This is a genomic window from Caballeronia sp. HLA56 (genome assembly GCF_054655155.1).
The window spans coordinates 597,356-621,596 of sequence record NZ_BAAHOB010000001.1 but is presented as its reverse complement, the minus strand read 5'-3'; the positions used below and the strand labels follow the sequence as shown (position 1 = coordinate 621,596).

Below are 24,241 nucleotides of genomic sequence, written 5' to 3'. Positions count from 1 at the left end.
CTGCGTCTCCACTGGCTTGCGCCGAAGCGTACGAAACCGTGCCGCCAAATCCCACGACGAGCAAAGCCTTCGCGGCACCGGTTAGCGCGCGCGGTTTGAAGAGCTTGACATTGCGCACTCTGCCCGTCTTGACGACACCCGCGGCATGCGCTGGTTCAACGTGGATCGATTCGCGGGATGACGTCACTCGTTTTCCTCATTAGATTTTGGTCGACTTCTCGAATGCACGCGGCATCCAACATGAAGGTGATTCGCATGACTGAAGCGTACGAAGCCCGGACGCGTAGAAGGTAATACTCCTTCATTACTTGTGCGTCTTTTTGGGCAAGACATGCGAGCGATGTCGTTCGACGGGAACCCCCGATGTCGGTTTATTTCGCGCGCGTTGAATATTTAGTGCATGGGCAGATCTGCGAAACCTACACTGCCTCTGCAGGGCAATTTCAAGCCATCACGAAATTGGTCGCCGATGCTCTGTGATAGTCAGTCATGTACATCCGCCTATTTACAAGGATATCTAACCATGCAAGCAAATTTCGACAGCCGTGCCTCGTTCTCGATGAACCTGCCGAGGTTTCCGTCCTCGACTACTGGTTTCGAACAGAACTCGTCTTTTTCGAGCAATCGGCCACTTCAGATGATGTCCATGCCCTACGGTGGCATGTCGCTCAATCAGCCGTTCAACCAGTCTTTCAGTCAGCCCTTCAATCAGCCGGCCATGCCGCGTGCATTCGGTGGCAGCAGCATGTCCAGTTCGAACTTCAGTTATTCGACGCAGCAGATGTCGCGCGGCCCGGACGGATTCAGCCAGTCGGCGACTTCGGCCAGCTACTCGTCGTTCGAGCGTCAGGGTTCTGGCCGGGACATGCAGTACAACAGCATGCAACCGAGCGGCTTTTCGAACCAGATGCGCGGCGACTTTCGTGATTCTTCGCAGCAGATGTCACGCGGCCCGGACGGATTCAGCCAGTCGGCGACTTCGGCCGATTACTCGTACTTTGAGCGTGAGAGTCCGAGACAGGACATGCAATACAGCAGCATGCAATCGAGCAGCTATCTGAACCGGATGCGTGGGGACGCCTGTGACGGCGCGGCGGGTCAACGAAGCCAATGGTCGGACACGGGCGTACACGACGGCAAATCGTCCATTGACCTTGGTGATTACAAGCTGGACTTCGACAAATCCAAGTCCTCGATCAACCTTACCGATGAGAAGACGGGTAATCAAACCAAGGTCTGGGGCGACCCGCATATCGATCTCAATTCGGGTACGCCGAACCAGACGAGCGGGATGTTCAATGGCTCGATCGACTTCAACCTGCCGGATCACACCCGCGTGAGCATCGGCACGACACCGGCGAACGGCAATTCGAACGTATCCTTCGCCGATAACGTGACGGTTACGCAGGGTAATCGGGCATATGTCGTCAATGGGTTGAGCGAGCAAGACAGCGCCCCGCTCAGCGTGCAGCGCAGTCAGGACGGCTTCGCGCTGGCACAGCAGACTCCGCGCGATGGGATGAACCTCTTCGCGAGTTCGAGCGGCACGGGGTGGATCAATGCGCAGACGCATCAGGCGGTGACCGCATCGGACTTCAAGGCTTAAGTAGCCTTCCCGGCGCGCTTGCGCGTCGGCTGCCGGCGTCAGCGGAAGCTGCCGCCGGCGGCGGCGCTGGCATCATGCCAATTGATCGCGCACGGCGCGGCAGTCGCGTCTCACCTTCGCTAACTGGACGGTTCTTTCGATACGGCTCGTCTGCTCGAAAGCCGCCACCTCACCGCTGACAACGCTGTGAGGTGGCGGCACATTAACGCTCGGCTAACTCAGGCATCATCGCCCGAGGAAGTGTCTTCAGCTGCGTCATTGGGAGACGCGGCCGTCGACTGGTCAACGGAAGCTCCCGCATTCGAGCCACTTTCCGGCTGTGCTTGCGGTTGTATTCGCTGCCCGCGCCCATGTCACTCGGAACGCCTGCGAAAGTACCCATGACGCTCGTCGTGAGCCGATGCTGAAGTTGCGAATCCGTGAGCCCAGTGTTGCGATACTTTGCATACAACGCATCGAACTCCGGGCCAGTCCAAGCCGATGCGCTGCCACTGAGCTTGGTCCCAGGATTGCCGGGCGTCGCTGTGTTCTGCTCGACTTCCCGGGCGATTTTCCATTGATTGGCCTCCGCCACCGTTTGGGCTCTTATGAAGAGCGTCGCCGCCTGATTGTGTGCGTCCGGATCACGCGGATTGACTCCATAGTCCTTCGCAAATGCCCTCTCGGCGGGATCGTCGAGGAAATGGCCCAGTTCGTGAGACAAGGTTCCCATCTGCTCAGTGTCTTCCCAATTAAGAAAGTCAGGCGTGAGAACGACGCGCTTATCGACCAGGTCGAATTGCACTCTTGAGTCGCTTTTGATCGCAATGGGCTTATAGGCTCCGCTATCGATCCGATCACTCGCTGTATGTATGTCCGAGATGAAAGTCGGACTCGCGTTGACCAGCTTGAGCTGACTCTGCGAAGGCTGATAGTCGCCCCAAAGCGATTCCTTACCGGTGATGGGTTGTGTGTTCGTATCCATGATGACCTCCATTTTTCGTTGACCAAGGATATGCCGCCTCGCGTTGCAACGCCCTACTTCGCGGCGGTGAATTCGTGGCATGACCGCGTTGGCGCACGGTGACTCCAATATGAATCGCCGGCATCGCCGTGGGAAATGATTGGGTATTGAAAGCGATGGACACGCGCCGAGCACGAAGCGTCTCTTGCTCTAATTGTTAGGATAGCGGAATTTATCCGTGAGAGGGTTGAGCTCTATAGGCTATCAAGGCAATAAATGGAGTTTGGCGCCGCTCGAAATGATCAAGGTCGCGTTTGCATGAAGCAAATGCGATTAACGCGTCGATCTTCGTACAACAGGAGCCTTGCGTACGAGTCGAGCTGTCGGCGAAAGTCGCAACGGTAGGGCTGTGGCAATGTGGTGCTTAAGGCGCACTGCATCGCGATGCAGTGCGCCTACGTCGATTAGTGTTACCAGCCCTTACCTTTAACTGTCGCCTGATGCCGCATCGCCAGCCGCGGCATCGCCACCCGTGTCAGCCGTTGCCAGGGATGCATTCGCGCCGCTGTCGGGGGACGCGGTGAGCGCCCTGCTGCGCAACCTCGATCTCGATGATCCGCATCTTCCTCTGCATTTTTCGGGCGACAGCGTGAAAGTCACCGGCCCGTCCCGATACGTCGATGCCGTGGCCAATGCGATCGTCAAAGCCCAAGAGCAATTGCCGCCGCCGCAGCAGACGCTCGAACAGACACAGATACGCGTGTTTCCGCTGCGTTATACCCAGGCACAGGACATCACCTATACCTCGGGGAATCGTCAGCAGACCATCGCGGGCGTGGCTTCATTGCTCCGGACGCTGATGGGAAACACGAGCGTGGCGAGACCGGCGGCGACGAACACTCGCGGACGCCCGGGTAGCTTGCACGGCATGGCCAAGGGGATTCCGCCTCTACCGAGCGTGCCCGGGTTCACGGAAACCGCACAAGATGCCTCGGTGGATGACAGTCCGGCGGAACTTCCCCAATCCGCCGTGACGCCGGCAAGGCGCAACATCGTCGCGGACCCGCGCACGAACTCGGTCGTGGTGTACGACGTACCGGCGATGATGCCCGCCTACGAGAAGGCCATCTCCATGCTCGACCGGCCGCAGGATCTCGTGGAAATCTCGGCTCTCGTGATGGATGTGTCGAGCGATGCCGCCAGGGAACTCGGCGTCCGCTGGGGCGCTGGGGCTTCGTCCAGCCGCCAGTCAAACACGCGTGGTTCCGTAGCGCCTGCCCTGCCGGGAGCGTCGTCCGTCGCCCTCGGCGTGGATGCGGGACTCACGCTGACGACGTTGATCGGCAATTCCGCGCACTTCCTCTACGAGCAGATCCACGCGCTTGAGAAAACCGGTCGCGCGCGCATCCTGTCTCGTCCTCGCGTGCTGACGCTCAATAACGCCGAGGCAGTCCTGTCGTCGCACAATTCCATCTATTTTCGCGTGGCAGGTAATCAGGATGCCAATCTATTCAATGTCGACACGGGACTCACGCTCAAGGTTACGCCCACTGTCGAGCAAGGCGGCGGCGAGCACAGCAGGATTCTTCTCAGCGTGCAGATCGAGGATGGCTCCTTCGACGGCGACGCGTCGGTTGACGGCATACCGCGCGTCAACAGTAACTCGATCATCACTCAGGCCATAGTGGGCGATGGCGAGAGCCTGCTGATCGGCGGCTACGAATACGAGCATACGCAAACGAGCGGATCGAAAGTCCCTATCCTGGGCGACATTCCGATCATCGGGACGCTTTTCGGCGATGAGCAGACATCTTTCGATCGCACCGAGCGACTCGTCCTCATCACACCGCGATTGAAGCGGCTGAAAGCGGACGCCGCGGCGCCGGCCGAACTCTCCGTCGACGATGTGCCCGCTCTCTCGGCGATCACCGGAAAGGACTATCCGCGCCCGCCCTTGCCCGATGCGGAGTTTCCTCCGTTGCCGCCACTGCCGGCCAGTCAGCTTGCCGCTCCACGCAATGCCGCGCATGCATCGCAAGGGAGCAAGCAATGACCGACGCACGGCTCTTCGTCGCCTCCGGGCTGCATGCGGGCGCGAGCATCGCCCTGACGGCGGATCGCGACTTGCAAATCGGCAGCGCGGCCGACGCCGACCTGATCCTTTTGGATACCGGCATCGCGCCACATCACGCGAGCGTTCGACTGCGCGGCAACAGGCTCGAACTGCGTGCCGCTCACGCCGACATCGCGGTATTCGGGCAAGCCCTCAAAGTGGGCGCCCGAACGCAGTTGCGCCACGGTGCCACATTCCGGCTGGGAGAGACGGCCTTGCAGTTCAGCAACGGCGCCCCGCCGACAGAGCAGGCCATGAAAAGCGCGGAATCTGCATGGCTCCTTGCTCACGCGCCATTTACGTGGCTGCGAAGGAAGTGTGCGCGCATACCTCGCTATCAATGGCTTGCGATAGCGGTCGTGCCGCTCGGATTCGCGTTGCTGTACAGCCTGAATAACCTTGTTCCGAGACCTTCAGAAAAACGGTCGTCGCCTCTGGACGAGCCCGCCTTTCGCAACGTTCGCCAGCGCACGGATCAGACAACGGGCGCACGTGTTTACGAGGGTTACGTACAGACCGCCGCCGACCCTGGCGCCGTTTCCCTCGTCGCGCGCGCACGCGGCGGCGCGGTGCGTGTGCGCGTCGCCGTGATCGACAGCATGCGGGAGCAACTGAGCGATTTTCTCGACAAGTACTACCGCGGCGTCCGTTTGCGTGCAGGCGAACGGCCCGGCGTGTTCGTCGCGACACTTCCCGCAGCGGACGCCTATCTGCAACCCGAGTCATGGGACTACGCGCGGGTCGACCGGCTCGCGCAAGGACAGGTGGATGGATTAGAGGCGTTGCGCTTCGACGGTCACGAGAACAACAGCGGCCCCGTGCGTGTTCCGCTCGAAGCGCTCGGATTGAATCTGCTGAATTCTCCGCACGCCGCGTGGCTCGCCGACCAGCAAGGAGCCCGATATTTCGCGGGAGCGCATCTGTCGATAGGACGGATCGAGCGAATCGACCCATGCGGCGCATCGGTGATTCGCGATGACGGAAGCATCTATGTCCTGATTGCACAACGCACGAGTTTCGGCAAGTCCTGCTAGCGGCTCACGCCGCCGGACCCGCACCCGACAGCCCCTTACCGGTGCGCTGCCCTTCGCGCGTCGGCGCGCCGCACGAAGGTTCATGGAGTCTGCACGATCCTTTTAGCGCGCCATCACTTATATAGGAAAGCAGAATATGTCGATGCAAGCGGCAAATATCGGTTACACCCCTGCCATGTTCGGTTATGGCATGGGCGGCGCCCAAGGCGGCAGCATGATCGCACCCGACGGCACGCTGTCGCTCGGAAGCGTGGCGGACGCCGTCAAGCGAAACCTGCAACAGCAGGCCCAGTCGATCAATCAATCGGAGCAAGACGCTAGCGCGCAGAGCGCGCAAGGCGGCCAAAACGGACAAGGAGGGCAAGGCGGAGCCGGGGGCGTGGGCAGCGCCAGCATGCTCGACATGCAGAAGAAGGTCGGCGAGTACACGTCTTCATTGCAACAAGGGACGTCCATCTTGAGCAGCCTGGCGGAAACACACAAATCCGTCGCGCAGAACACGAAGTAAGCCAACGCACACACCGGCGGGGCCTCCAATGCGGGGGCTCCCGCGCGCCGGATTTTCCTGTCCAACCAAGAATATTCACGATGATGCTTTCGCAAGCAGTAGCCATCCAATCTTTTCAGGTCGACGCGACGCCGCCAGCGATCGCCGCCACACCGGCGCAACTGGATGCCGGCACGGGAGGCGAAGGGATCACGCGCCTTGCCGAGCAAGCTCAGTTCGCCTTGCAAGGAGCGGCCGCGCCCCTCGGCGCGTTGCTCGATCCCACCCGCCGACGGCCGCTTACGACAGGCGAGATGCTCACGCTGCAAGCCGCCGTCAGCGATTACTCGGTCACGCTGATTACGCTGTCGCATCTTGCCCAGAGCGTAGGCAGCGCCATCCAATCCATCACTCAGAGAACGTAATGCGTCGCGCGCTCATTCTTCTGCCGCTCGTCCTGCTCGGCGCATGCAAGACCTCGTTATACGAGGGGCTGGACGAGGACCAGGCCAACCGAATCGTCGCGGTCCTCAGTCAACACGGTGTCGAAGGCTCGAAGGAGCGCAACGCCGACAAGACGTGGACCGTATCCGTCGATGAAGACGAAGCCGTCACCGCGACCGAGCTGACCGGCGCGTATGCCTTGCCCCACGCCAGTCATGCCAATCTCGGCGAACTCTTCAGCCGCCAGGGATTGATCTCGAGCCCCGAAGAAGACCACGTGCGCTACGTCTATGGTCTCACCGAAGAATTGGCCGCCACGCTCGAAACGATCGACGGCGTGCTGGTGGCGCGGGTGCATATCGTCGATCCGCAGCGAGATCCGCTACTCGGCCCCCCGATGCTGCCGAGCGCGTCTGTCATGGTGCGATATCGCAGCGACGCGAATCTCGAGCCCATGCGCGAGAAGATCCGCGCGCTCGTCGCCGGCGCGGTGCAGGGGCTCACGCAAGACAAGGTCTACGTGACGCTCGTTCCCGTCATGCCGGTCGTCACGCAAATCGATCTGTGCGCGCAGACGGGCCACTGTCCGCCACCGCTTGTCGATCAGCGCAAGGTCGAGCGTGTCCTCATCGTTCTGACCGTCATGGCGCTGCTGTTGATCCTGGCCGTCTGGGTGTGGGATTCGGGCATTCGCGCATTGCCGCGGATACGCATACCCGGTGTGACGTTTTTCAGGCGGCGAACCCGCCAGGCCGTGCCGGCGAAGCCGAAGCCGGGCGCAGCCGCCAACGACTCCTCCCATTCTCGCGAAGACCGCACATGAAATCCCTACCCATTCTCGACGTCGCAGGCTGGGCGCATCACAGCTGGTGCGGACGAGCCACGCCTGCACGCAGCGAGCGCGCCCGCGCCGCAGCCGCCTTGCATCTTTTCGCGCGCTTTCCGACGCTCGCCGAGGCCGGCGCCAAGCAATTGCCGTGGTTCGCCGCGCCGCTCGCGCGCCCGGCATGCGGACGACTCTTGCGCCTGTGCGCCGCGCTGGCGTGCGCGCGCTCGCTGCGCCTTCTCGTGAGCGCCGCCGCGCACACGCAATTCTCGGGCGCGGTGGGCTTGCCGCCGCTCGCGCGGCTCCAGTGCCATCGGCGCGGAGAGCAGCCCGACCTGAGGCTCGACTCCCCTGTCGACTTCTTCAACCGGCGCAGCCTGTGCATAGCCGGGATCGCGCTCGCACTGCGCGCGACGAGCGGCCACGCACAACGGCTGTGGATGAAAGTGCGTCTGCCCTGCGAGTACGCCACGGCCGCGGCGCAATGGCGCCTGCCTTTCGTGTCGGCGCGAGCGGCGCTCGAATTGATCGGCGATGCACTGCAACTCCTCGACACAGAGAGGCGGCCATGCTGATCTGGCGAGTTTCCGACTGGCGGGTCGAATCGGACGGCTATATTTGCGCCAACGATCTCGCCTTGCTGCAAGACCTGCCCGCGCTGCAGCGCGTGAATGCCCAACGCGCGAGGCAAGAGGCAGCCGACCTCGCGCAACGCGCCCGGCGTGTCAGACGGCAGGCGCTCGCACGCGGTTTCATCGCGGGCCGCGCAGCGGCGGTGCATGACCTCGCCATGCCGGCCGCCGCGGCCGCCTTTGCGCTTCGTGGCTTGAACGATCGCCTCGTGAAGATCGTCGTCGAGGCCGTACGCGACGTCGTCGGCGACATGCCTGCCGGCGCGATCTTTCCGAATCAACTTCGCCGCAGTCTGCAAGCGGCGCCTGGGCAACGGCCGCTCTCCGTGCGCGTCTCGGCATGTGATTACGAGGAAGCCAGGCAAGCAGTCAGCGCGATGGAAGACGAGCTGGGCCTGACGCTCATCACCGTTCTTGGCGACGCCGATCTGCCGCCGCGTTCGTGCGTGGTCGAAACCGATATCGGCGTAATCGATGGCAGCTTGCGGCAGCAGCTCGCCGCACTCGAACGCGGCATCCGCGATGCGATCGCCACCGTGCTCGACGAATACACGCGCCTGGACGACCGTCTTCTCAGGCAATTCGATGTCATCGAGCAAGGACTGCGCGACACGCTCGACGTCCTCTCCCGCGATGCCACGCCGGCCGGCTGGATCGCGTGCAATGCCACGAACGGGGGCGCCGCGATATGAATCCGTTCGCCGGCCTCGAACGGCTCACACGTGAACAGGCGGAGCGGCAGAACATCGCTGCCTTGCATTTCGGCGCCGACGTGCCAGTGAGCGTCGGCCATCGGCGCTACACGCTCGCGTTCGAGCCATGTCGCTCGCACTATCCGCTGCGTCTTCACGGCATGGCCTGCGGTCAGCCGCTGGTACTCGATCTGGATGCGCGGGCGCTTATCCCCGAACTTTCGCGCCAGAGTCTGGAAAAGACCGGGAAGCTCGCACACAAGCTGATTGCCGACGCGTGCGAGGACTGGCTTTGCGCGCTGGAAGGCGCATTCGGCTTCGCGCTCGATGTAACCGGCGTTTCCTATGACGCGTCGCCCGCGCCGGGCGCCTATGGCCTCGCGCTTACGCACGTCCAAAGCGGACGCACGGCGAGCCTGTCATTTCACTGCGAGGCAGTGGATCGCTGGCTGCGGCGCCAGCCTGATCCGCGGTGCAATTCGAGCGCGCTTGCGCGCCAGATCGTCGTCAGCATTCCGGTCTGCGTCGCCGGGCCAACGCTCACGCTCTTGCGTTTGCGGCGCATTCGCGCCGGTGATGCGCTGGTGCTCGACAAATCGGTTCAATACCTGCGCTTGCCCCTTCGCAACGGCACGCAGCGCATTCTCTTGAAAACTCTTGGAGATCAGATCGTGCTAGATCGCCCCATTCTCAACGAAGACAATCAGCCATCCGAACTGACCAGCGAATTCATTCCGGTCGAAGCCCTCACTTTTCCGTTCGACGCCGTGATCGGCTCGATGCGCCTGTCCTTATACGAACTCAGCCGCTTGCGACAGGGTTCGCTGGTGTCGCTGCAGCTTTCGGTGCGCGAGCGCTCGGTCACGCTGTTGTGCCAGGGATTGCCCTTCGCCAAGGGAGAACTGGTGAACATAGACGATGTGCTGGCCGTGCGGATCACGAGCGTGCTGCAATCCGCCCATCCGGATGTCGCGTCATGATCGGAGCGCAAACCGGGCAACTGCAGCTCGTCGGCGTCTTCTTTCTACTGAGCGTGGCGCCGCTCGTCGTCATCATGTGCACCTCGTTCACGAAGTTCAGCATCGTCCTCACGCTGTTGCGCTCAGCGCTCGGAGTGCAGCAAGCGCCCGGCAATCTGGCGATATCGGGGCTCGCGCTCGCGGCAACGCTGGTCGTGATGGCGCCTACCCTGCACGCTATCGGCGACGCGCTCTCCCTCGACGAGCGCGTCGAAAGCGGGCAATTGCCGCCCCTCCCGCAGATGATCGACGCCGTTCGTGGACCGCTCGGGGAATTCATGCTGGCGCACTCGCGCCCGGCAGAACGTGCGTTCCTGCTCGACGCGGCAAAGCGCACCGATCCCGCTCGCGACGCGCAAGAAAGCGACTTCACGCTGCTCGTTCCGGCGTTTCTGATCAGCGAGATTTCGAGCGGCTTCGAAGCGGGCTTCCTGCTCTATATCGCCTTTCTCGTCATCGATCTGGTGGTCGCGAACGTGCTGACCGCCATGGGCATGATGATGCTCTCGCCGAGCACCGTCTCCATTCCACTCAAGCTCTTCGTGCTGGTGGCCGCCTCCGGCATTCCCAGACTCATGCATGCACTCATTCTCGGTTACGCCAAGTGAATTCGCTTCCTTCCCTTACCTCGCTCGCAACCGACGCGCTGTTGCTCGTGTTCTGGCTTTCGTTGCCAATGCTCGCCGTCGCGACCGCGGTCGGCCTTTTGCTCGGTCTGTTGCAATCGGTCACGCAGATCCAAGATCAGAGTCTGCCGTACGGTGCAAAGATCGTGTGCGTCGGACTCGTGCTGATCGTGACGGCGCCGTGGGCAAACCGGGAAGTCGCGCGTCTTTTGAGCCATATCTTCACGATGATCGCCTCGGGCCGCACGCATTGACCATGAACATCCTCGATCAATTGAGCGGCTTCGCCTTCTGCATGATTCGTCCAGCCGTGGCGCTCGCCTTGATTCCGTTTGGTAACGACGGAGCGCTCGGTGTGACACTGCGTGCTCCGCTCGTGCTGATCTTCGCGGTGCTGCCCGCGCAAGCGGGATTGCCGCACGAACCGCTTGCGGCAAGCGTCATGGAAGCTGGCATCGGTCTTTTGCTAGGACTCGGTTTCGGCGTCGTCTTTCATGCGGCCTCCACGGCGGGCGCCATCCTCGATCAACAAGGCGGCTATAGCGTGGGCGCGGTCTATGACCCGAACTTTCAGCAGGAATCCGCCGCGTTTCAAACGCTTTTTACTCAATTCGCGGCGTTCACGCTCTTTACGGGCCACGGTCTTGTCGCACTGTGCGGAGTCTTCGCCGACGCGTGGTCGATCTGGCCACCGGGCGGTCCGTATCCCGGTGGATTCGCGCGCCTTCTCGCCATGTTCTCGGAAACGCGTCTGCCGCAGTCGTTAGCGCAGGGCTTGCAGCTTTCGGCCCCGTTACTCGCCTTGATGCTGCTCACCGACGTTTCGCTCGGACTCGCGTCGCGGCATGCAAAGCGTCTCAATCCGTTTTCCACTGCGCGTACGTTCAAGGCAATGGTGCTCTCCTTCGCGCTGATGGCGTGCGTTCCAGCGATCCTCGATCGACTCGCGCGCATCTTCGCCGTCTCGCTGAATCTCGAATAGGAGGCACCGGTCGACATGAGCGACAAAACCGAGAAGCCCACGCCTCGCCGGCTGCTGCGCGCCCGAACCGACGGCGACATTGCGAAGAGCGCCCATTTGAGCACCGCGATGAGCGCCGCGCTGTGGTGGCTGCTGCTGGCGTTCGAAGCGCCACACACGTTCTCCGGTTTCGTCCACATGATCGACGCCGTGTCGGGACTGGACGCCAGCCGGTCGTTCGCGTGGCAGTTCAAGGCCGTATTGAATGCGCTGCTCGAACCGGGCAAGGGAGCGCTGATCATGCTCGGTGCCGGCATGCTTGCCAACGTCATACCTGAACTCGTTCAAACGCGTGGACTCGTGTCGTTCAGGCGGATCGCGCTCGATCTCAAGCGTCTGAACCCGGTGGAAGGGCTGAAGAATCTGTTCGGCTTGAAGGTCGCGTTCGAGACCGTACTGATGCTGTTCCAGTTCGCCGTGCTCATCTTCGTGGCCTGGCGTGTGACGGCAGAATGGCTCGTGCAGATCGAGCCGGCGTATTCGCTCGATCCGCTATCCCAGCTTGCGCTCGCGTCTCTCAGCCATTCCCGTCTGCTCGCGCTGGTTGCGCTTTCGCAGGCCGCGCCCGCGGTAGCCGACTATGCCATGCAGCACGTGCTGAGAAAGCGCCGTTTGCGCATGGACAAGGAAGAACTCAAACGCGAATACCGCGACGAACACGGCGACCCCTACGTCAAAGGCCGGCGACGCGCGCTTCATCGCGATCTGAACCGTTAAACCCCGAATCCGGAATCATGAACCGCCCATCCGTTCCTCTCTTTGCCAGCTTGCCCCGACAGATCGCGCGCCACGCACACATCGCGGCAGCCGCGGGTTTCATCAGCGTGCTGGCGTTGCTGATTCTGCCCATCCCGCCGTTCCTGCTCGATCTGTTCATCGGCATGAGCTTTTGCGCGGGTTTCGTTATGCTGTTCTCCACGATCTACGTGTCGCGCGCGGCGGATCTTCCGGGCTTTCCCGCGCTTCTGCTCATGACCACGCTGCTGCGTCTCGCGCTGGCCATCGCATCCACCAAGATGATCCTGCTCCAGGCGCACGCCGGGCGAATCATCCAGGCTTTCGGCGAGCTGGTCGCGGGCGGCAACGTCGCAGTCGGCATCGTCGTCTTCCTGGTGCTCTGTGCGATTCAGTTCATCGTGGTCGCGAAGGGTGCGGACCGCATCGCGGAAGTCGCGGCGCGCTTCACGCTGGATGGCATTCCAGGACGCCAGATGAGTATCGACGCCGATTCGCGAAGTGGGCTCATCACCGCCGAGCAGGCAGCGCTGCTGCGTGCCGGACTCGAACGCGAGACCTATTTCTACGGATCGCTCGACGGCGCCATGAAGTTCGTCAAGGGCGACACCATTGCAAGTTTCGTGATCGCGCTCGTGAATATCGTGGGCGGACTCGCGGTTGGCATCGGGCAGCGCGGCATGCCGTTTGGCGACGCCTTGCAGGTCTATACGATCCTGACTGTCGGGGATGGCCTCGTTTCGCAGATACCATCGCTCGTCGTGTCGATCGCGGCAGGCCTGCTCGTCACGAGAGTATCGCCCGCGAGCGGCGCCACCAATCTCGGCACGGACCTTTACGAGCAGTTGACGCTTCGGCCTCACGCACTCGTCATGGCGGGCGCGTGCTGCGCGGCACTGGCGCTCATTCCCGGCTTTCCGCATGCGCAGTTTGCGCTGCTGGCCGCGCTGCTCGGAGGACTTGGCTTCGTGCTCATGCGCGCGGCGCAACGGGCGCGCGACGAGGCACGCGCTCCCATGCCCGCGCTTGCGCGCGACGGCAGCCGGTACATGCCCCATTTGCTCGACGAGGCCGAGGTTGGAACGAGCACCGTGCTGCGCCTTCGACTTGGCAACGATGCCTTCAAAGCCGTGCCGCGCGATGCGTTCAACCGCGTGCTCGGCACGCTGCGCCATCATCTCAACACGCGCTTCGGCCTGCCCTTTCCCGGCCTTGCCGTCGTGATCGACGAGCGGCTCGCCGCCGAGCGCTACATCATCGATGTCGACGATGTACCGTTCGCGAGCGGCACGCTCATGCCCCAGCACGTCCTGGCGAGCGGACGCCCGGCGGATGTGCCGGCCGAAGGCCCGTCGGGGTATCGACCGGGATTCGAGAAGTCAGTGTGGATCGCGGCCGGCGCCGCCGCGTCGCTCAATGCCTCCGTTCTGAATACCGCCACGCCCGACGACGTCCTTGCTCAACACCTCATCGAAATATTCGAGCGGTGCGCACCGCGCCTGATCGGCACGCAAGAGGTGCGCTTTCTGCTCAATCGTCTGAGCCCCGAGTTTCGCGAACTCGTCGCGCAGATCGAACAACGGATCACGACAGCCCGGCTCGCGGCCGTGCTGCGGCAGTTGCTGCAGCAACGCGTGTCGATCCGCAATCTGCGTGGCATCCTCGAAGCCATTCTGCGCGTGTCCGCAAACGAACAAACCCTCGAACGCATGGTGCGCGAAAGCCGTATCGAACTCGGCCATCAAATCGCGCGTACCCATGCGAACCTCGATACCTGGGAGATTCGCGGCGGCGTGCTCGAAGCCGAGTGGGAGAACGAGCTCGAAGCCAGCATTCGCCACGGCTCGGACGGCGAGCCATATTGCCCGCTCGATTTCATGCAGTTGGATACGTTGCGCCGCGTTTTGAGCGGTGCGGCCACGCCCGTGAGGCTGCTACTCACCTCGGCGATTCTACGGCCGCATTTATCGCAGGTGCTGGGAGCGATCGGCATCCGCATGGATGTGCTCGCCATAGACGAGATTCCACGCGACGTCTACCGCATCAACGCTTCGGTTACCTTCACGAGGCCATAATGCGCAAGACGACTGATGAAGACGCAAAGCCGGTCGGCAGCTTGATGGCCGGACCGACGCTTCACGGCCGCGTGGTGGAGGCGCGTGGCGTGATCGTCCGCGTGGTCGGCGCGTCGCTGCGAATCGGCGAACGTGTGCGACTCGTGCGGCCCGACACACTCGAGGAGCAAACAGGCGAAGTAGTCGGTTTTGCTCCGGACGGCGCACTCGTCATGCCGCTATCCGGACTCGCGGGACTCTCCGACATCACGCGCGTGGAGGGATGCGGGCTCGACTGGAATCGGCTAGATGCAACGCGCTTGCAAGGGCGCATTCTCGATGGCCTCGGCAAGCCGCTCGATGGCGGGCCGCCCGCGCCGCTTGCCCATTCGAGCGCGCGCTTCGACGCAACGACCGCGATCAATCCGCTCGACCGCCCGTTGATCGCGCAACCCTTCGTTACCGGTGTCAGGGCGATAGACGGATTGCTCACTTGCGGGGTTGGACAGCGTGTCGGCATTTTCGCAACCGCGGGCGGCGGAAAGAGCACGCTGCTCGGCATGATCGCGAACGGCGCACAAGCCGATGCCATCGTGATCGCGCTCGTCGGGGAGCGTGGGCGTGAGGTCAATGAGTTCGTGCATGACCATCTGCATGAACGCGAGCGGATTGTCGTCGTCGCGTCGACATCGGATCGTCCAGCGGCCGAACGTATCCGCGCGTCGCGTCTAGCCTGCGAGATCGCGGCCGCGCTGCGTTCCCAAGGTCGCCACGTCCTGCTGCTCTTCGACTCGCTGACGCGCTACGCGCGCGCCCTGCGCGAAGTCGGCCTCGCCGTGGGCGAACCGCCCGTGCGGCGGGGCTATCCGCCACGCGTGTTCGCGGAACTGCCGAGAATCGTCGAAATGGGCGGCCTGCTCGGTCGTGGCAGCGTCACTGCGTTTTTTACCGTGCTTGCCGAGGACGAAGATCTCGCCGATCCCATCGTGGAAGAAGCGCGATCGCTGCTCGACGGTCATATCCAGCTCTCGTCGCGTTTAGGCGCCGCGGGACACTATCCCGCCATCGATATCTTGCAGAGCAAGAGCCGGCTCATGACGCGGGTCGCCGGGGAGTCGCATCGCGCATGCGCCCAGCGCGTGCGTAAGTGGCTCGCGCGGTATCGGGACGTCGAGCTGCTGCTCCAGATAGGCGAATACCGGCGCGGCAGCGATGCCGCGAGCGACCGGGCCATCGACCGTCATCCGGCCATTACGGCCTTCCTTCGGCAGCGTCATGACAGCCACGTCGCTTTCGATAAGACAATCGCGGCATTGCAGGCGCTCGGCGAAGGCGCCGATACATCCACGTGACGGGCCGCGCCGGAGATCTGCGTCGCTGGGCGGTGCTTGCGCGCGTACGCGGGCTGCGGGTGCGGCGCGGCGAGGCAACGCTCGCGCAGGCGCGACAGGCCGCACGCGAGGCACGAGACGAAGTAGCCCGTCGCACGGAACTGCTGCGCAACCATGCCGCACAACTGCCGCGCCTACTCGCCTTGTGCTCGCACGAGCATGGCGGTGCTGCGACATGGCGAGGCGCTTTACACGCGCATCGGCTTCAGGCAGCGGCGCTGAACGCGTCGGTCTTGCAGGCGCAAGCCTTGTTGCTGCGCGCCGAGGCGAACGTCCGTTCCGCCATGTCCGCCTTGCAGCGTGACATAAAGAAGCACGACGACGCACGCGCCCATGAAAGAGCGGCGCTAGCCTGCTTTAAGGACGACGACGACGATCCATGAACCGATCGGCGCGGCCAGCATGGCCGACGACCCTCGTGCAATCGCGTCTCATCGCCCGGGCACCGCGGGCTCAGTCAGAGCGCTCGGGCTCACGACGCGATCGAAGCGTGCCTGACGCGCGCCAACGCGCTCAACGCCCCGCGCGCTCCAGCCGCGCGGCGACTTGCAGAATCGCTTCAATAAGCCTTTCCGCAGGCACGGGCTTCGTCATGTGCAACTGGAAGCCCGCAAGCTGCGCGCGCAAGCGGTCATCCGTCTGCGTATGTCCCGTCAATGCGATTGCCGGCATGCGCCGATCCAGCGACACGCGCCGCGACGCTTCGAGTTCGCGCACCTGACGCAGCACTTGATAACCGTCTTCCTCGCCAAGCACGATGTCGCATAGAAACGCATTCGGCCACGCCTCGGCAGGCGTCGCTTCAAGCCAGTCGAGCGCTTCCGTTCCCGACGCGGCCAACCGCACCTGTGCACCAGCCGTTTCCAGAACGGCTTCGAGCGCTTCGCGCGCATCTTCCTGATCGTCGAGCACCATGACCGAAAGGCCGTTGAGCGCGTCGGCAACGTTCACTTTCGGCTCGGCCAATGTCGATGCCTCGTCGGCCTCGACGACAGGCCGCAACGGCATGACGGCGACATACGCGAGATGGCCATCGACGTAATTCACCGTGAAACTGCCGCCCGTGCTGGTAAGCGCCTCTTCGAGCCGCGCCGCCTGTTCCTCGGTCAGCGGCGCGGGCTTATTGCCCGGGCCGAGCACGCACAAGCGCACCTGATTGTCTTCGCGCTCCACTCGCAGTTCGACACGCGCGCCGCGCGTTGCCGCGCGAACTTCCGTGCGGCACAGATCGGCGATCACGAACTGCAGCACGCCGGGATCGCCCGTCACGCGAAGATCCGGCTCTGTCATCACCGTGAAGAGATGCACGCCGTGCTCGACGATCTCTTCGTGCAGTCCATCCACCACGCCCGCGATCAACGAGCCGAGTCCCACCGGTTGCGACGATACCTTGCGTTGCGCGTGCGCGAGTTCGCCTTGCTGCGATTGCAGCGACCACATGCGTGCATAGACGCCCGCGCGTTCGATCAATTCAGCATGCTGCCCCTGCTCAACGATGCGCCCGTGCTCCATCACGAGAATCCAGTCTGCATTGACCACGGTCGAGAGCCGATGCGCGATCACAATCGAGGTGCGCCCTTGCGCGAGCCGGTCGAGTTCGCTTTGAATCGCGCGTTCCGAACGGGTATCGAGCGCGGAAGTGGCTTCATCGAATACGATGATGCGCGGGTCCTTCAGAATGGCGCGCGCAATTGCAATACGCTGCCGCTCGCCGCCCGACAGCCGTACACCGCGTTCGCCGACACGCGTCTCGTAGTGATCGGGCAAGCGTTCGATGAAGCCGTCGAGTTGCGCCGCGCGCGCCGCACGCACGACATCGGCACGCGTCGCCGAAGGGCGGCCATACGCGATGTTGTAGGCGATCGTATCGTTGAAAAGCACCGTATCCTGCGGCACGATACCAATGGCTTCACGCAGACTCTTCTGCGTGATCTCGCCGAGATTCTGTCCGTCGATGGTGATCACACCGGCCGTCGGTTGATAAAGCCTGAAGAGCAGTTTCATCAACGTGGACTTACCCGACCCGCTGCCGCCCACCACCGCGAGTTTCTTGCCCGGGTGCGCGCGAAAGTCGATATCGCGCAGGATCTGCCGCGCCGGATCGTAGCCGAAATCCACGTGCTGGAACTCGATCTCGCCCGCGCTCACCACGAGCGGCTTCGCGTCCTGTTCGTCGATATCCTCGCCACGCCGTCCGCGCGCAAGCAGAATCTCGAACATGCGTTCGACGTTCACGATTGCATCGTTGGTCTCGCGAAACACGAAACCGAGCGTGTTCAGCGGCGAGCACACCTGCACGATGTACGCGTTCACCAGCACGAGATCGCCGACGCTCATCGTTCCCGAAACCACGTGTTGCGCGGCAAGCAGCATGACCGCCGCAATGCCCACCGCGATGATCGTGCTTTGCCCGACATGCAGAATGGTCAACGCGCGTTGATTCGCGGTGCGTGCATGCACCCATTGTTCGAGCACGCTCGAAAGCCGGCCGCGTTCGACCTCTTCGCTTGCGAAGAGCTTGACCGTTTCGTAGTTGAGCAGGCTATCGACGAGACGGCTGTCGGACTTTGCTTCGAGCCGATTGACCGCGCGCTGAAAGCGCATGCGATAGCGCGTGAAGATGAACGTATAGACCGCATAGCACACGAAGGTCACGCCAATCGCCAGCAAAAAAGTCGATGCATACTGGCTTACCATGATCGCCACGACGGTGCCGATTTCGATCAATGTCGGCACGATCGTGAAGATCGCCACGCCCAGCAAAAAGCCGATACCGTCCGCGCCCTTCTGCACGTCGCGCACCACGCCACCGGTTTCGCGTTGCGCATGAAAACGCGCACCCATGTTATGCAGATGCGCGAATGTACGCTCCGTGAATGACGCCACCGTGCGTTGCGTGACGATACTGAACACCACGTCGCGTGCTTCGTTCAGCACGTCGCCGAGATAACGCATCAGCACGTAAGTGAGGATCACGAACACCGGAAACACGAGGTTCGCCGTGGGCTGGCTGAACTCGTCGATGACGTGCTTCAGCATCAGCGGCACGGACACCACAGCGAGGCGCGACGCGATCATCAACGTCACCGCGACGAGCGTCTGTACGCGAAATTTCCAGATTGCCTGCCAGAGATCGCCAGTAATGCGGTTACGCAATTGCGAGCGGCTGATTTCGCTTGATGCAGTCGACATATGCAACCATCCCGGAAGTTGAGGGAGGAAGGCGCCTTGGGAGCGGTTAAAAGCGGCGCGGTCCGTCGTTCTCTTGCCGGACTTCGGGGAGATGCGGCAGCAAGGAACGCGCCCGCATGAACCGGCTAAAACAGCGCGCCTTGCCCCGACATCAGCGTATCGAAGTCTTCGCGCAGGAAGGGCAGGATGCCGTCGGCAATCGGCTGTAGCTGCTTCGTCACGTAGTGTTCATAGTCGATGGCCGCATGGCGCGCTTCCACCGGCTCGGGACCGGCGAGCGTCATCACATAGCTGATCCAGCCGCCGTTCTGATATTGAAGCGGACGTCCGAGGCGCGTGTTGTGTTCGTCGGCACTGCGCGCGGCGCGTACATGCGGCGGAACGTTACGCTGATAATCGTCGAGGCTGCGGCGCAGGCGCTTGCGATAGACGAGCAGTTCGTCCTGCTCGCCGCGTCGCGTGCGTTCGACGTAATCGCGCACATAGTCCGCATAAGATTCGCCCTTGAAGATACGCATGTAAAGCTCTTGCTGGAAACGTTGCGCGAGCGGCGTCCAGTCCGTGCGCACCGTTTCGAGACCTTTGAACACGATCTCCTCGCTGCCGTCCGCGCGCGTCGTGAGACCAGCGTAACGCTTCTTGCTGCCTTCTTCCGTGCCGCGAATGGTCGGCATCAAAAATCGACGGTAATGCGTTTCGTACTGAAGCTCCAGCGCGCTTTCGAGTCCGAACGTCTCGCGCAAATGACCTTGCCAGTATTCGTTGACATGCTCGACGAGCGCGCGGCCGATACGCGCAGCATCTGCTTCGTCGCGTGCACGGCGCAGCCACACGAAGGTGGAATCGGTGTCGCCGTAAATCACGCCATAGCCGCGCGCTTCGATCAGTTCGCGTGTACGGTGCATGATTTCGTGTCCGCGCATGGTGATGGATGACGCAAGGCGCGGATCGAAGAAGCGGCAACCGCTCGAACCCAGCACGCCGTAGAACGAATTCATGATGATCTTGAGCGCTTGCGAAAGCGGCTTGTTACGTTGACGCTTCGCCGCCTCGCGACCTTCCCACACTTGCTCGACGATAGCGGGCAGACAATGCTTCTCGCGCGCGAAACGCGCACCGCGAAAACCGGGCACGGTAGCGGCTTCATCGGTCTCGTGCATGCCTTCCGCGAGCCCGACCGGATCGATCAGAAACGTGCGGATGATCGACGGATACAGGCTCTTGTAGTCGAGCACAAGAACGGAATCGTAAAGACCGGGCCGCGAGTCCATGACGAATCCGCCGGGACTCGCTTCCTCGGGGACATCGCCGAGATTGGGTGCGACAAAGCCCAGCCGATGCATGCGCGGCATGTATAGATGCGTGAACGCCGCCACCGATCCACCACTGCGATCCGCCGCCAAACCCGTAACGGTTGCGCGTTCGAGCAGAAACGGCAGCAGGTCGGTCTTGTCGAAGACCTTGGTCACGAGTTCGCAATCGACGAGGTTGTAACGCGCGAGCGCCGGCTTGTCTTCCTGAAAGCGCCGCTCGATTTCGTCCATGCGTGCATAGGGAGTGTCGATCGCCTTGCCTTCGCCGAGCAGCGACTGCGCGACATATTCGAGACTGAACGACTGAAAATTCCACGTCGCCGAACGCAAGGACTCGATGCCGTCGATCACGAGCCGCCCCGCAATCGAAACGAAGAAATGATTGCGCTTGATGCCGTGTTCGCGCCATTCCACCGTGCTGCCATCGCGGCCGAGACGTAACGGCACGCCGTAGTCGTCCGCGTGTTTCTGCAGCACACGCAGATCGAACTGCACCACGTTCCAGCCGATGATCGCATCCGGATCGTGCCGCTCCATCCACTCGTTGAAGCGGCGCAGCATGTCGGCGCGGCTTGCGCAGTAGTCGAGGTCGAAGTCGACGGATGCATCGGCGCCATTCGCCGGGCCGAGCATATAGACCTGTCGCTCGCCGCAGCCATCGAGCGCGATCGAATAGAGTTCGCCGCGAACGCTCGTTTCAATATCGAGCGAAACCAGCTTGAAGTTTGGCCGATACGAAGTTGCAGGCTTGAGTTCGCTGAAGATGTAACCGTCGCGCGCTTCGCCTTCGAAGGTCACGGGCGCGGTGATGAAGCGCTCCATGAGATAGCGCTCGGTTGGCCGAATATCCGCCTCATAGACAACGATGCCCGCGTTTTTAAAGGTTTTTTCGAGCGCCAGCAGTTGCCGATACTGTGTGCAGTACAGCCCGATTACCGGTTTTTGGCGAAAGTCCTTGAGCTGCAAGTCGCGCAGTTCGGCATTGCGCACGCTCGCGACGAGCGGCTCCGCTTTCGCGCGATCTTCGGCGCGGATGAATGCAACAGGCGTCTGCGCGCCGATTCGGATTTTGCGTGGGCCGTCATCGGTGGCGAGCCAGAACTCGACCTCCGTGCCGGCCGGCGTATCGCGCCAGTGGCGCGTCAGCAAAAATCCCTGTTGTGCGGATGACAAAGCCCGTCCCTTCGAAAAGCGCATGCGGCAAGGCATGCAATCGAAGTATTTTAATGGCGAGCTAAAAAAACGAACGGCGCGATAACCATGGAGTCAGCGCGCCGGCATCGAGATAAGAATGAATTACGAGACCGGAAAAGTAAAAAGCGGTAGCGGCATGCTGATTGTCCACCGTCCTTCCGGACGGCCCCCGGAGGATCAGTTCAGCGCCGCTACCGCCTAAGCGGCCTGTGCGACCAGGCCAGCCCGTTGCGGCTGCAAAGCCGCTACGTTGTCGAGTACCAGTTCTTCAAGCTCGGCTGGCACTTCGTTCTTGACAGACACAGCCTCCAGCGCGGCTTCTTGAATGGCCTGTTTAGCGGCCGCCGCTTTCTTGGTCTTCCCCGCGCGTGACGGCGGCTGGCAGGCCCCGCACACCACGTTGTTCTGCAAATCATGCTTGTGTGCGACGAACTTCCCGGTGCAGCGGCAGCATTTGGTCATCTGCAGCATGCCCGCGTCGAAGAAGCGCACAAGGGTCCAGGCCCGGGTGAGATCGAGTACCGCTTCGGCGCCGCTATGGTTGCAGTGCTCGAGATACAGGCGATACCCCTTGGTCAGCGCGTCGAGATGCGAGCAGCCGGCCTCGTTCTTGAGGAACGTGTAGGTGTTGTAGAACAGCGATGCGTGGATGTTCGCGAGCCACGTCATATACCAATCGGCCGAGAACGGCAGCATGCCCTTGGGCGGCGACGCGCCCTTCACTTCGCGATACAAACGAATCATGCGATCCCGCGAGAGCGTCAGCTCGCTCTCGAGCACTTGCATGCGTGCACCGAGCTCGATCAGCGCGATGGCGCGGAACACTTCCTGGGCATCTTCAGTGAGGCTCTTCTTCAGCATGGCTCGCTCCGTCTTTACTTAAGCGAACTGTTCAGCCGGCTGGCCAGCCAGCAGGATTGCCGCGTGCGTCGGCGCAATTTCCGCGTTCTTGGCGGGCTGCGTCAAAGCCGACAGCATCGAGTGATCGTTGAAGCGAAATGCGCACAGCAGGTTGTCCGACTGGGCGAGCTTGACGACCTGAGCGAGCGTGAGGCCCGACAACAGATCGGCGAGTTCCGCCGAAAGACCGAGCCGGAACATGCCGATGGCGCGGTCCTCGCGCAACAGACGCTGCGCGAGCATGATGTACGACAAGTTGATTTCCCGGATCGATTCCAACGTTTCGCGACCGTTCATGGTTGCAACTTCCAGTAAATCCCCGATTTCCCGCCGGCTTTGTGCCGATATATTTTTTTGCCTCACCGGACTCAACTCTGCCCGGCTACGTCCATCTGATTTTGTTTCAGTGCGTTACATCTTGTAACAGACACTGTGAAACGGATTCTAAGAAGACTCTGAAGCGAACGCAAGAGCATCTCAATAATATTTTGTTGCAAACAACACTTTGCATCGGTAATTTTTTCGCGCCTAAAAAAGCGGCAATATTGACCGCGCCGTTTTTGTCATTTTTTTGGATTGAGCGCTTAATACGAACGGCTGATTTTTTGTAGGATTAATCGCCGATGCCCGCAAGAACGGGGCTTCCGACGGTTCGGTTGACACCGGTCACGAGTATTTTTGAGACGATGAGAAAGCGGTAAAAATCAGTAAAAATGCCGCGAACCCGGTTTTTACCGAGTTGCGGCATAAGTGGCAATATTTACTTTTATGCAGTTACAGGTTTGCAACGCCGTTTGAGCAGCGCTCGCGACTAGTGTTGCGGCACGCCTTTACGCCAAGCGCCCCAATGTGTAACGACTTCTTGCACGAATGGGTTACCGGTCAGATACAAATTCTGAATTGCAGGTACGAAACCGCCTTGCGCGGAATAGTTCAACAGGTTGTCGGAGGCGGTTTGTCCTTCGTACGGCCGGTCGAAGTCCGAACCGGCGCGCAAAACCGCAATGCGTGACAGATCGACCCGCTTGATGCTGGCCGCGCGCTTGAGCGCCTCGTATGTCGCGTTGTCTTCCTGCTGCGTCGTGCAGTAGATGCCTTTGCCATCGGTCAGCAGGCGCGTCCAGTAGCGTGCCCTTTCGCCGATGTATTTACCCGACCACCAGGTATCGCCCGCGAGCGTGTCGCACTGGATCACGTGCGGCGGACGGTTGGCCGGCGCGTAGTTGAACTTGGCGCGCGCGACCTTGGCGTCGTCGCTGTCGGAGAGCGTGACGTTGCGCGAGATGGCATAGGCGGCATCCGTCAGCGATGCATTGAGGGCAAACACTTCGGTGCGGTAATCGAGCGGCGGCTTTTCGGTGGGCCCCTTCGTGTTGATACCGAGAAAACCGCTCGGCCAGTCGGCGGGTTTCTCGCGCGCGTCGAGTTCCCATTGAATGCCGAAATCGACCAGATATTTCGCCCACGCGGTCGAGCCGAGCGTGCCGCGCGCCGGATCGATCCCGGCAATGCCCGCGACCAGAAAGTACGTGCGGCGCAAATCGAAGCGCTCCGAGAACGCGAGCGCCATCATCGATGCGGCCGCGTTCGTGTGTCCCATGCCGGTTGTCATCACACAGACATCGTCGCGGTTGCAATGGACTTCAGGATAATCCGGCGAGAGTCCCGGCACCTTGATGGCCTGCCATGGCCCGAGCTTGTCGAGCCACACTTGGCCTTCCGGACCGAACATGCTGACGATCATCACCTTGACCTGACGGCCACCGCCGCCACCGCCGCCGTAGCGGTCATCGCTGTCGTGATCGTCGGATTGTTGGGCGAAGGCGCATCCCGTTGCGGCCGTGAGGCTTGCGAGTCCTAAGGCAAACAGGCCCTTGCGGACAGTCTTGCTTAACGCGCGTGAAGAAGAACGTGAGGGGAAGCGTGAAGCGGATTTTGAACGTGACCGGGCGGCAATGTTCATGGGGGGCGTGCTCCTCGATAAGGTTCGAACTTCGAAGAAAGCCGCGCCCTGTTGCC

At 61.9% G+C, this 24,241-nt stretch carries 22 protein-coding genes; 16 read left to right on the top strand and 6 right to left on the bottom strand.

The genetic code is table 11. The features are described 5' to 3' along the window. Nucleotides 1-523: 523 nt before the first annotated feature. Entirely contained in the window at nucleotides 524-1,606 is a 1,083-nt protein-coding gene (locus tag ACYQ47_RS02915; protein ID WP_459904404.1) for a DUF1521 domain-containing protein, read from the top strand. Nucleotides 1,607-1,808: 202 nt separating this feature from the next. Here ACYQ47_RS02915 and ACYQ47_RS02910 read toward each other — a convergent pair whose 3' ends face one another. Continuing rightward, nucleotides 1,809-2,570 (bottom strand): hypothetical protein, encoded by a 762-nt coding sequence (locus ACYQ47_RS02910; RefSeq protein WP_459904403.1) that lies wholly within the window; start codon nucleotides 2,568-2,570, stop codon nucleotides 1,809-1,811. 511 nt (nucleotides 2,571-3,081) lie between these two features. Here ACYQ47_RS02910 and sctC point away from each other — a divergent pair. From sctC to ACYQ47_RS02835, 15 genes are all read left to right on the top strand, one after another. Beyond that, nucleotides 3,082-4,602, top strand: a complete 1,521-nt coding sequence (sctC, locus tag ACYQ47_RS02905) for a type III secretion system outer membrane ring subunit SctC (protein ID WP_459904402.1) — start codon at nucleotides 3,082-3,084, stop codon at nucleotides 4,600-4,602. Further along, nucleotides 4,599-5,696 carry an FHA domain-containing protein gene (locus ACYQ47_RS02900; protein ID WP_459904401.1) on the top strand — a complete coding sequence of 366 codons (1,098 nt, stop codon included), beginning with the start codon at nucleotides 4,599-4,601 and terminating at the stop codon, nucleotides 5,694-5,696. Before sctC ends, ACYQ47_RS02900 begins: the two co-directional genes overlap by 4 nt. A gap of 136 nt (nucleotides 5,697-5,832) precedes the next feature. After that, the gene (locus ACYQ47_RS02895) at nucleotides 5,833-6,204 is read left to right on the top strand and encodes a hypothetical protein (protein WP_244828241.1); all 372 of its coding nucleotides are present in this window, start codon (nucleotides 5,833-5,835) and stop codon (nucleotides 6,202-6,204) included. An 80-nt stretch (nucleotides 6,205-6,284) separates the two neighbouring features. Next, nucleotides 6,285-6,608, top strand: a complete 324-nt coding sequence (locus ACYQ47_RS02890; protein WP_250466923.1) for a hypothetical protein — start codon at nucleotides 6,285-6,287, stop codon at nucleotides 6,606-6,608. Next, entirely contained in the window at nucleotides 6,608-7,450 is an 843-nt protein-coding gene (gene sctJ, locus ACYQ47_RS02885; protein WP_459904399.1) for a type III secretion system inner membrane ring lipoprotein SctJ, read from the top strand. Before ACYQ47_RS02890 ends, sctJ begins: the two co-directional genes overlap by 1 nt. Continuing rightward, a complete protein-coding gene (locus ACYQ47_RS02880; protein ID WP_250466919.1) occupies nucleotides 7,447-8,028 on the top strand; it encodes a hypothetical protein in 582 nt (193 codons plus the stop codon). The genes sctJ and ACYQ47_RS02880 overlap by 4 nt, the downstream gene beginning before the upstream one ends. After that, complete coding sequence (locus ACYQ47_RS02875) at nucleotides 8,022-8,777, top strand: FliH/SctL family protein (protein WP_459904398.1); 756 nt, start codon at nucleotides 8,022-8,024, stop codon at nucleotides 8,775-8,777. Before ACYQ47_RS02880 ends, ACYQ47_RS02875 begins: the two co-directional genes overlap by 7 nt. Further along, the gene (locus tag ACYQ47_RS02870) at nucleotides 8,774-9,757 is read left to right on the top strand and encodes a FliM/FliN family flagellar motor switch protein (protein ID WP_459904397.1); all 984 of its coding nucleotides are present in this window, start codon (nucleotides 8,774-8,776) and stop codon (nucleotides 9,755-9,757) included. The genes ACYQ47_RS02875 and ACYQ47_RS02870 overlap by 4 nt, the downstream gene beginning before the upstream one ends. Beyond that, a complete protein-coding gene (locus ACYQ47_RS02865) occupies nucleotides 9,754-10,404 on the top strand; it encodes an EscR/YscR/HrcR family type III secretion system export apparatus protein (RefSeq protein WP_244828249.1) in 651 nt (216 codons plus the stop codon). Before ACYQ47_RS02870 ends, ACYQ47_RS02865 begins: the two co-directional genes overlap by 4 nt. Further along, the gene (sctS, locus tag ACYQ47_RS02860; RefSeq protein WP_244828251.1) at nucleotides 10,401-10,676 is read left to right on the top strand and encodes a type III secretion system export apparatus subunit SctS; all 276 of its coding nucleotides are present in this window, start codon (nucleotides 10,401-10,403) and stop codon (nucleotides 10,674-10,676) included. Before ACYQ47_RS02865 ends, sctS begins: the two co-directional genes overlap by 4 nt. Before the next feature lie 2 nt (nucleotides 10,677-10,678). After that, complete coding sequence (locus ACYQ47_RS02855; protein WP_310393184.1) at nucleotides 10,679-11,404, top strand: EscT/YscT/HrcT family type III secretion system export apparatus protein; 726 nt, start codon at nucleotides 10,679-10,681, stop codon at nucleotides 11,402-11,404. Nucleotides 11,405-11,419: 15 nt separating this feature from the next. Beyond that, nucleotides 11,420-12,160, top strand: coding sequence for an EscU/YscU/HrcU family type III secretion system export apparatus switch protein (locus ACYQ47_RS02850; protein WP_459904395.1), 741 nt, complete (start codon nucleotides 11,420-11,422; stop codon nucleotides 12,158-12,160). A 17-nt stretch (nucleotides 12,161-12,177) separates the two neighbouring features. After that, nucleotides 12,178-14,253: a flagellar biosynthesis protein FlhA gene (locus ACYQ47_RS02845; RefSeq protein WP_459904394.1), complete on the top strand. Its 2,076-nt coding sequence runs from the start codon at nucleotides 12,178-12,180 to the stop codon at nucleotides 14,251-14,253. Further along, complete coding sequence (locus ACYQ47_RS02840; protein ID WP_250510004.1) at nucleotides 14,253-15,584, top strand: FliI/YscN family ATPase; 1,332 nt, start codon at nucleotides 14,253-14,255, stop codon at nucleotides 15,582-15,584. Before ACYQ47_RS02845 ends, ACYQ47_RS02840 begins: the two co-directional genes overlap by 1 nt. Next, nucleotides 15,581-16,006 (top strand): hypothetical protein, encoded by a 426-nt coding sequence (locus tag ACYQ47_RS02835; protein WP_459904393.1) that lies wholly within the window; start codon nucleotides 15,581-15,583, stop codon nucleotides 16,004-16,006. The genes ACYQ47_RS02840 and ACYQ47_RS02835 overlap by 4 nt, the downstream gene beginning before the upstream one ends. Nucleotides 16,007-16,136: 130 nt before the next feature. On the opposite strand, the gene ACYQ47_RS02830 is transcribed toward ACYQ47_RS02835, so the two are convergent. The 5 genes from ACYQ47_RS02830 to ACYQ47_RS02810 form a co-directional block, all read right to left on the bottom strand. Beyond that, entirely contained in the window at nucleotides 16,137-18,815 is a 2,679-nt protein-coding gene (locus ACYQ47_RS02830; RefSeq protein ID WP_459904392.1) for an ATP-binding cassette domain-containing protein, read from the bottom strand. A gap of 125 nt (nucleotides 18,816-18,940) precedes the next feature. Continuing rightward, complete coding sequence (locus tag ACYQ47_RS02825) at nucleotides 18,941-21,325, bottom strand: DNA polymerase II (protein ID WP_459904391.1); 2,385 nt, start codon at nucleotides 21,323-21,325, stop codon at nucleotides 18,941-18,943. 195 nt (nucleotides 21,326-21,520) lie between these two features. Then, the gene (gene flhC, locus ACYQ47_RS02820) at nucleotides 21,521-22,183 is read right to left on the bottom strand and encodes a flagellar transcriptional regulator FlhC (RefSeq protein ID WP_244828264.1); all 663 of its coding nucleotides are present in this window, start codon (nucleotides 22,181-22,183) and stop codon (nucleotides 21,521-21,523) included. Between the two features lie 18 nt (nucleotides 22,184-22,201). Further along, entirely contained in the window at nucleotides 22,202-22,519 is a 318-nt protein-coding gene (gene flhD / locus ACYQ47_RS02815; RefSeq protein WP_244828265.1) for a flagellar transcriptional regulator FlhD, read from the bottom strand. 514 nt (nucleotides 22,520-23,033) lie between these two features. After that, nucleotides 23,034-24,185 carry a purine-nucleoside phosphorylase gene (locus tag ACYQ47_RS02810; protein ID WP_250493327.1) on the bottom strand — a complete coding sequence of 384 codons (1,152 nt, stop codon included), beginning with the start codon at nucleotides 24,183-24,185 and terminating at the stop codon, nucleotides 23,034-23,036. Nucleotides 24,186-24,241: the final 56 nt, after the last annotated feature.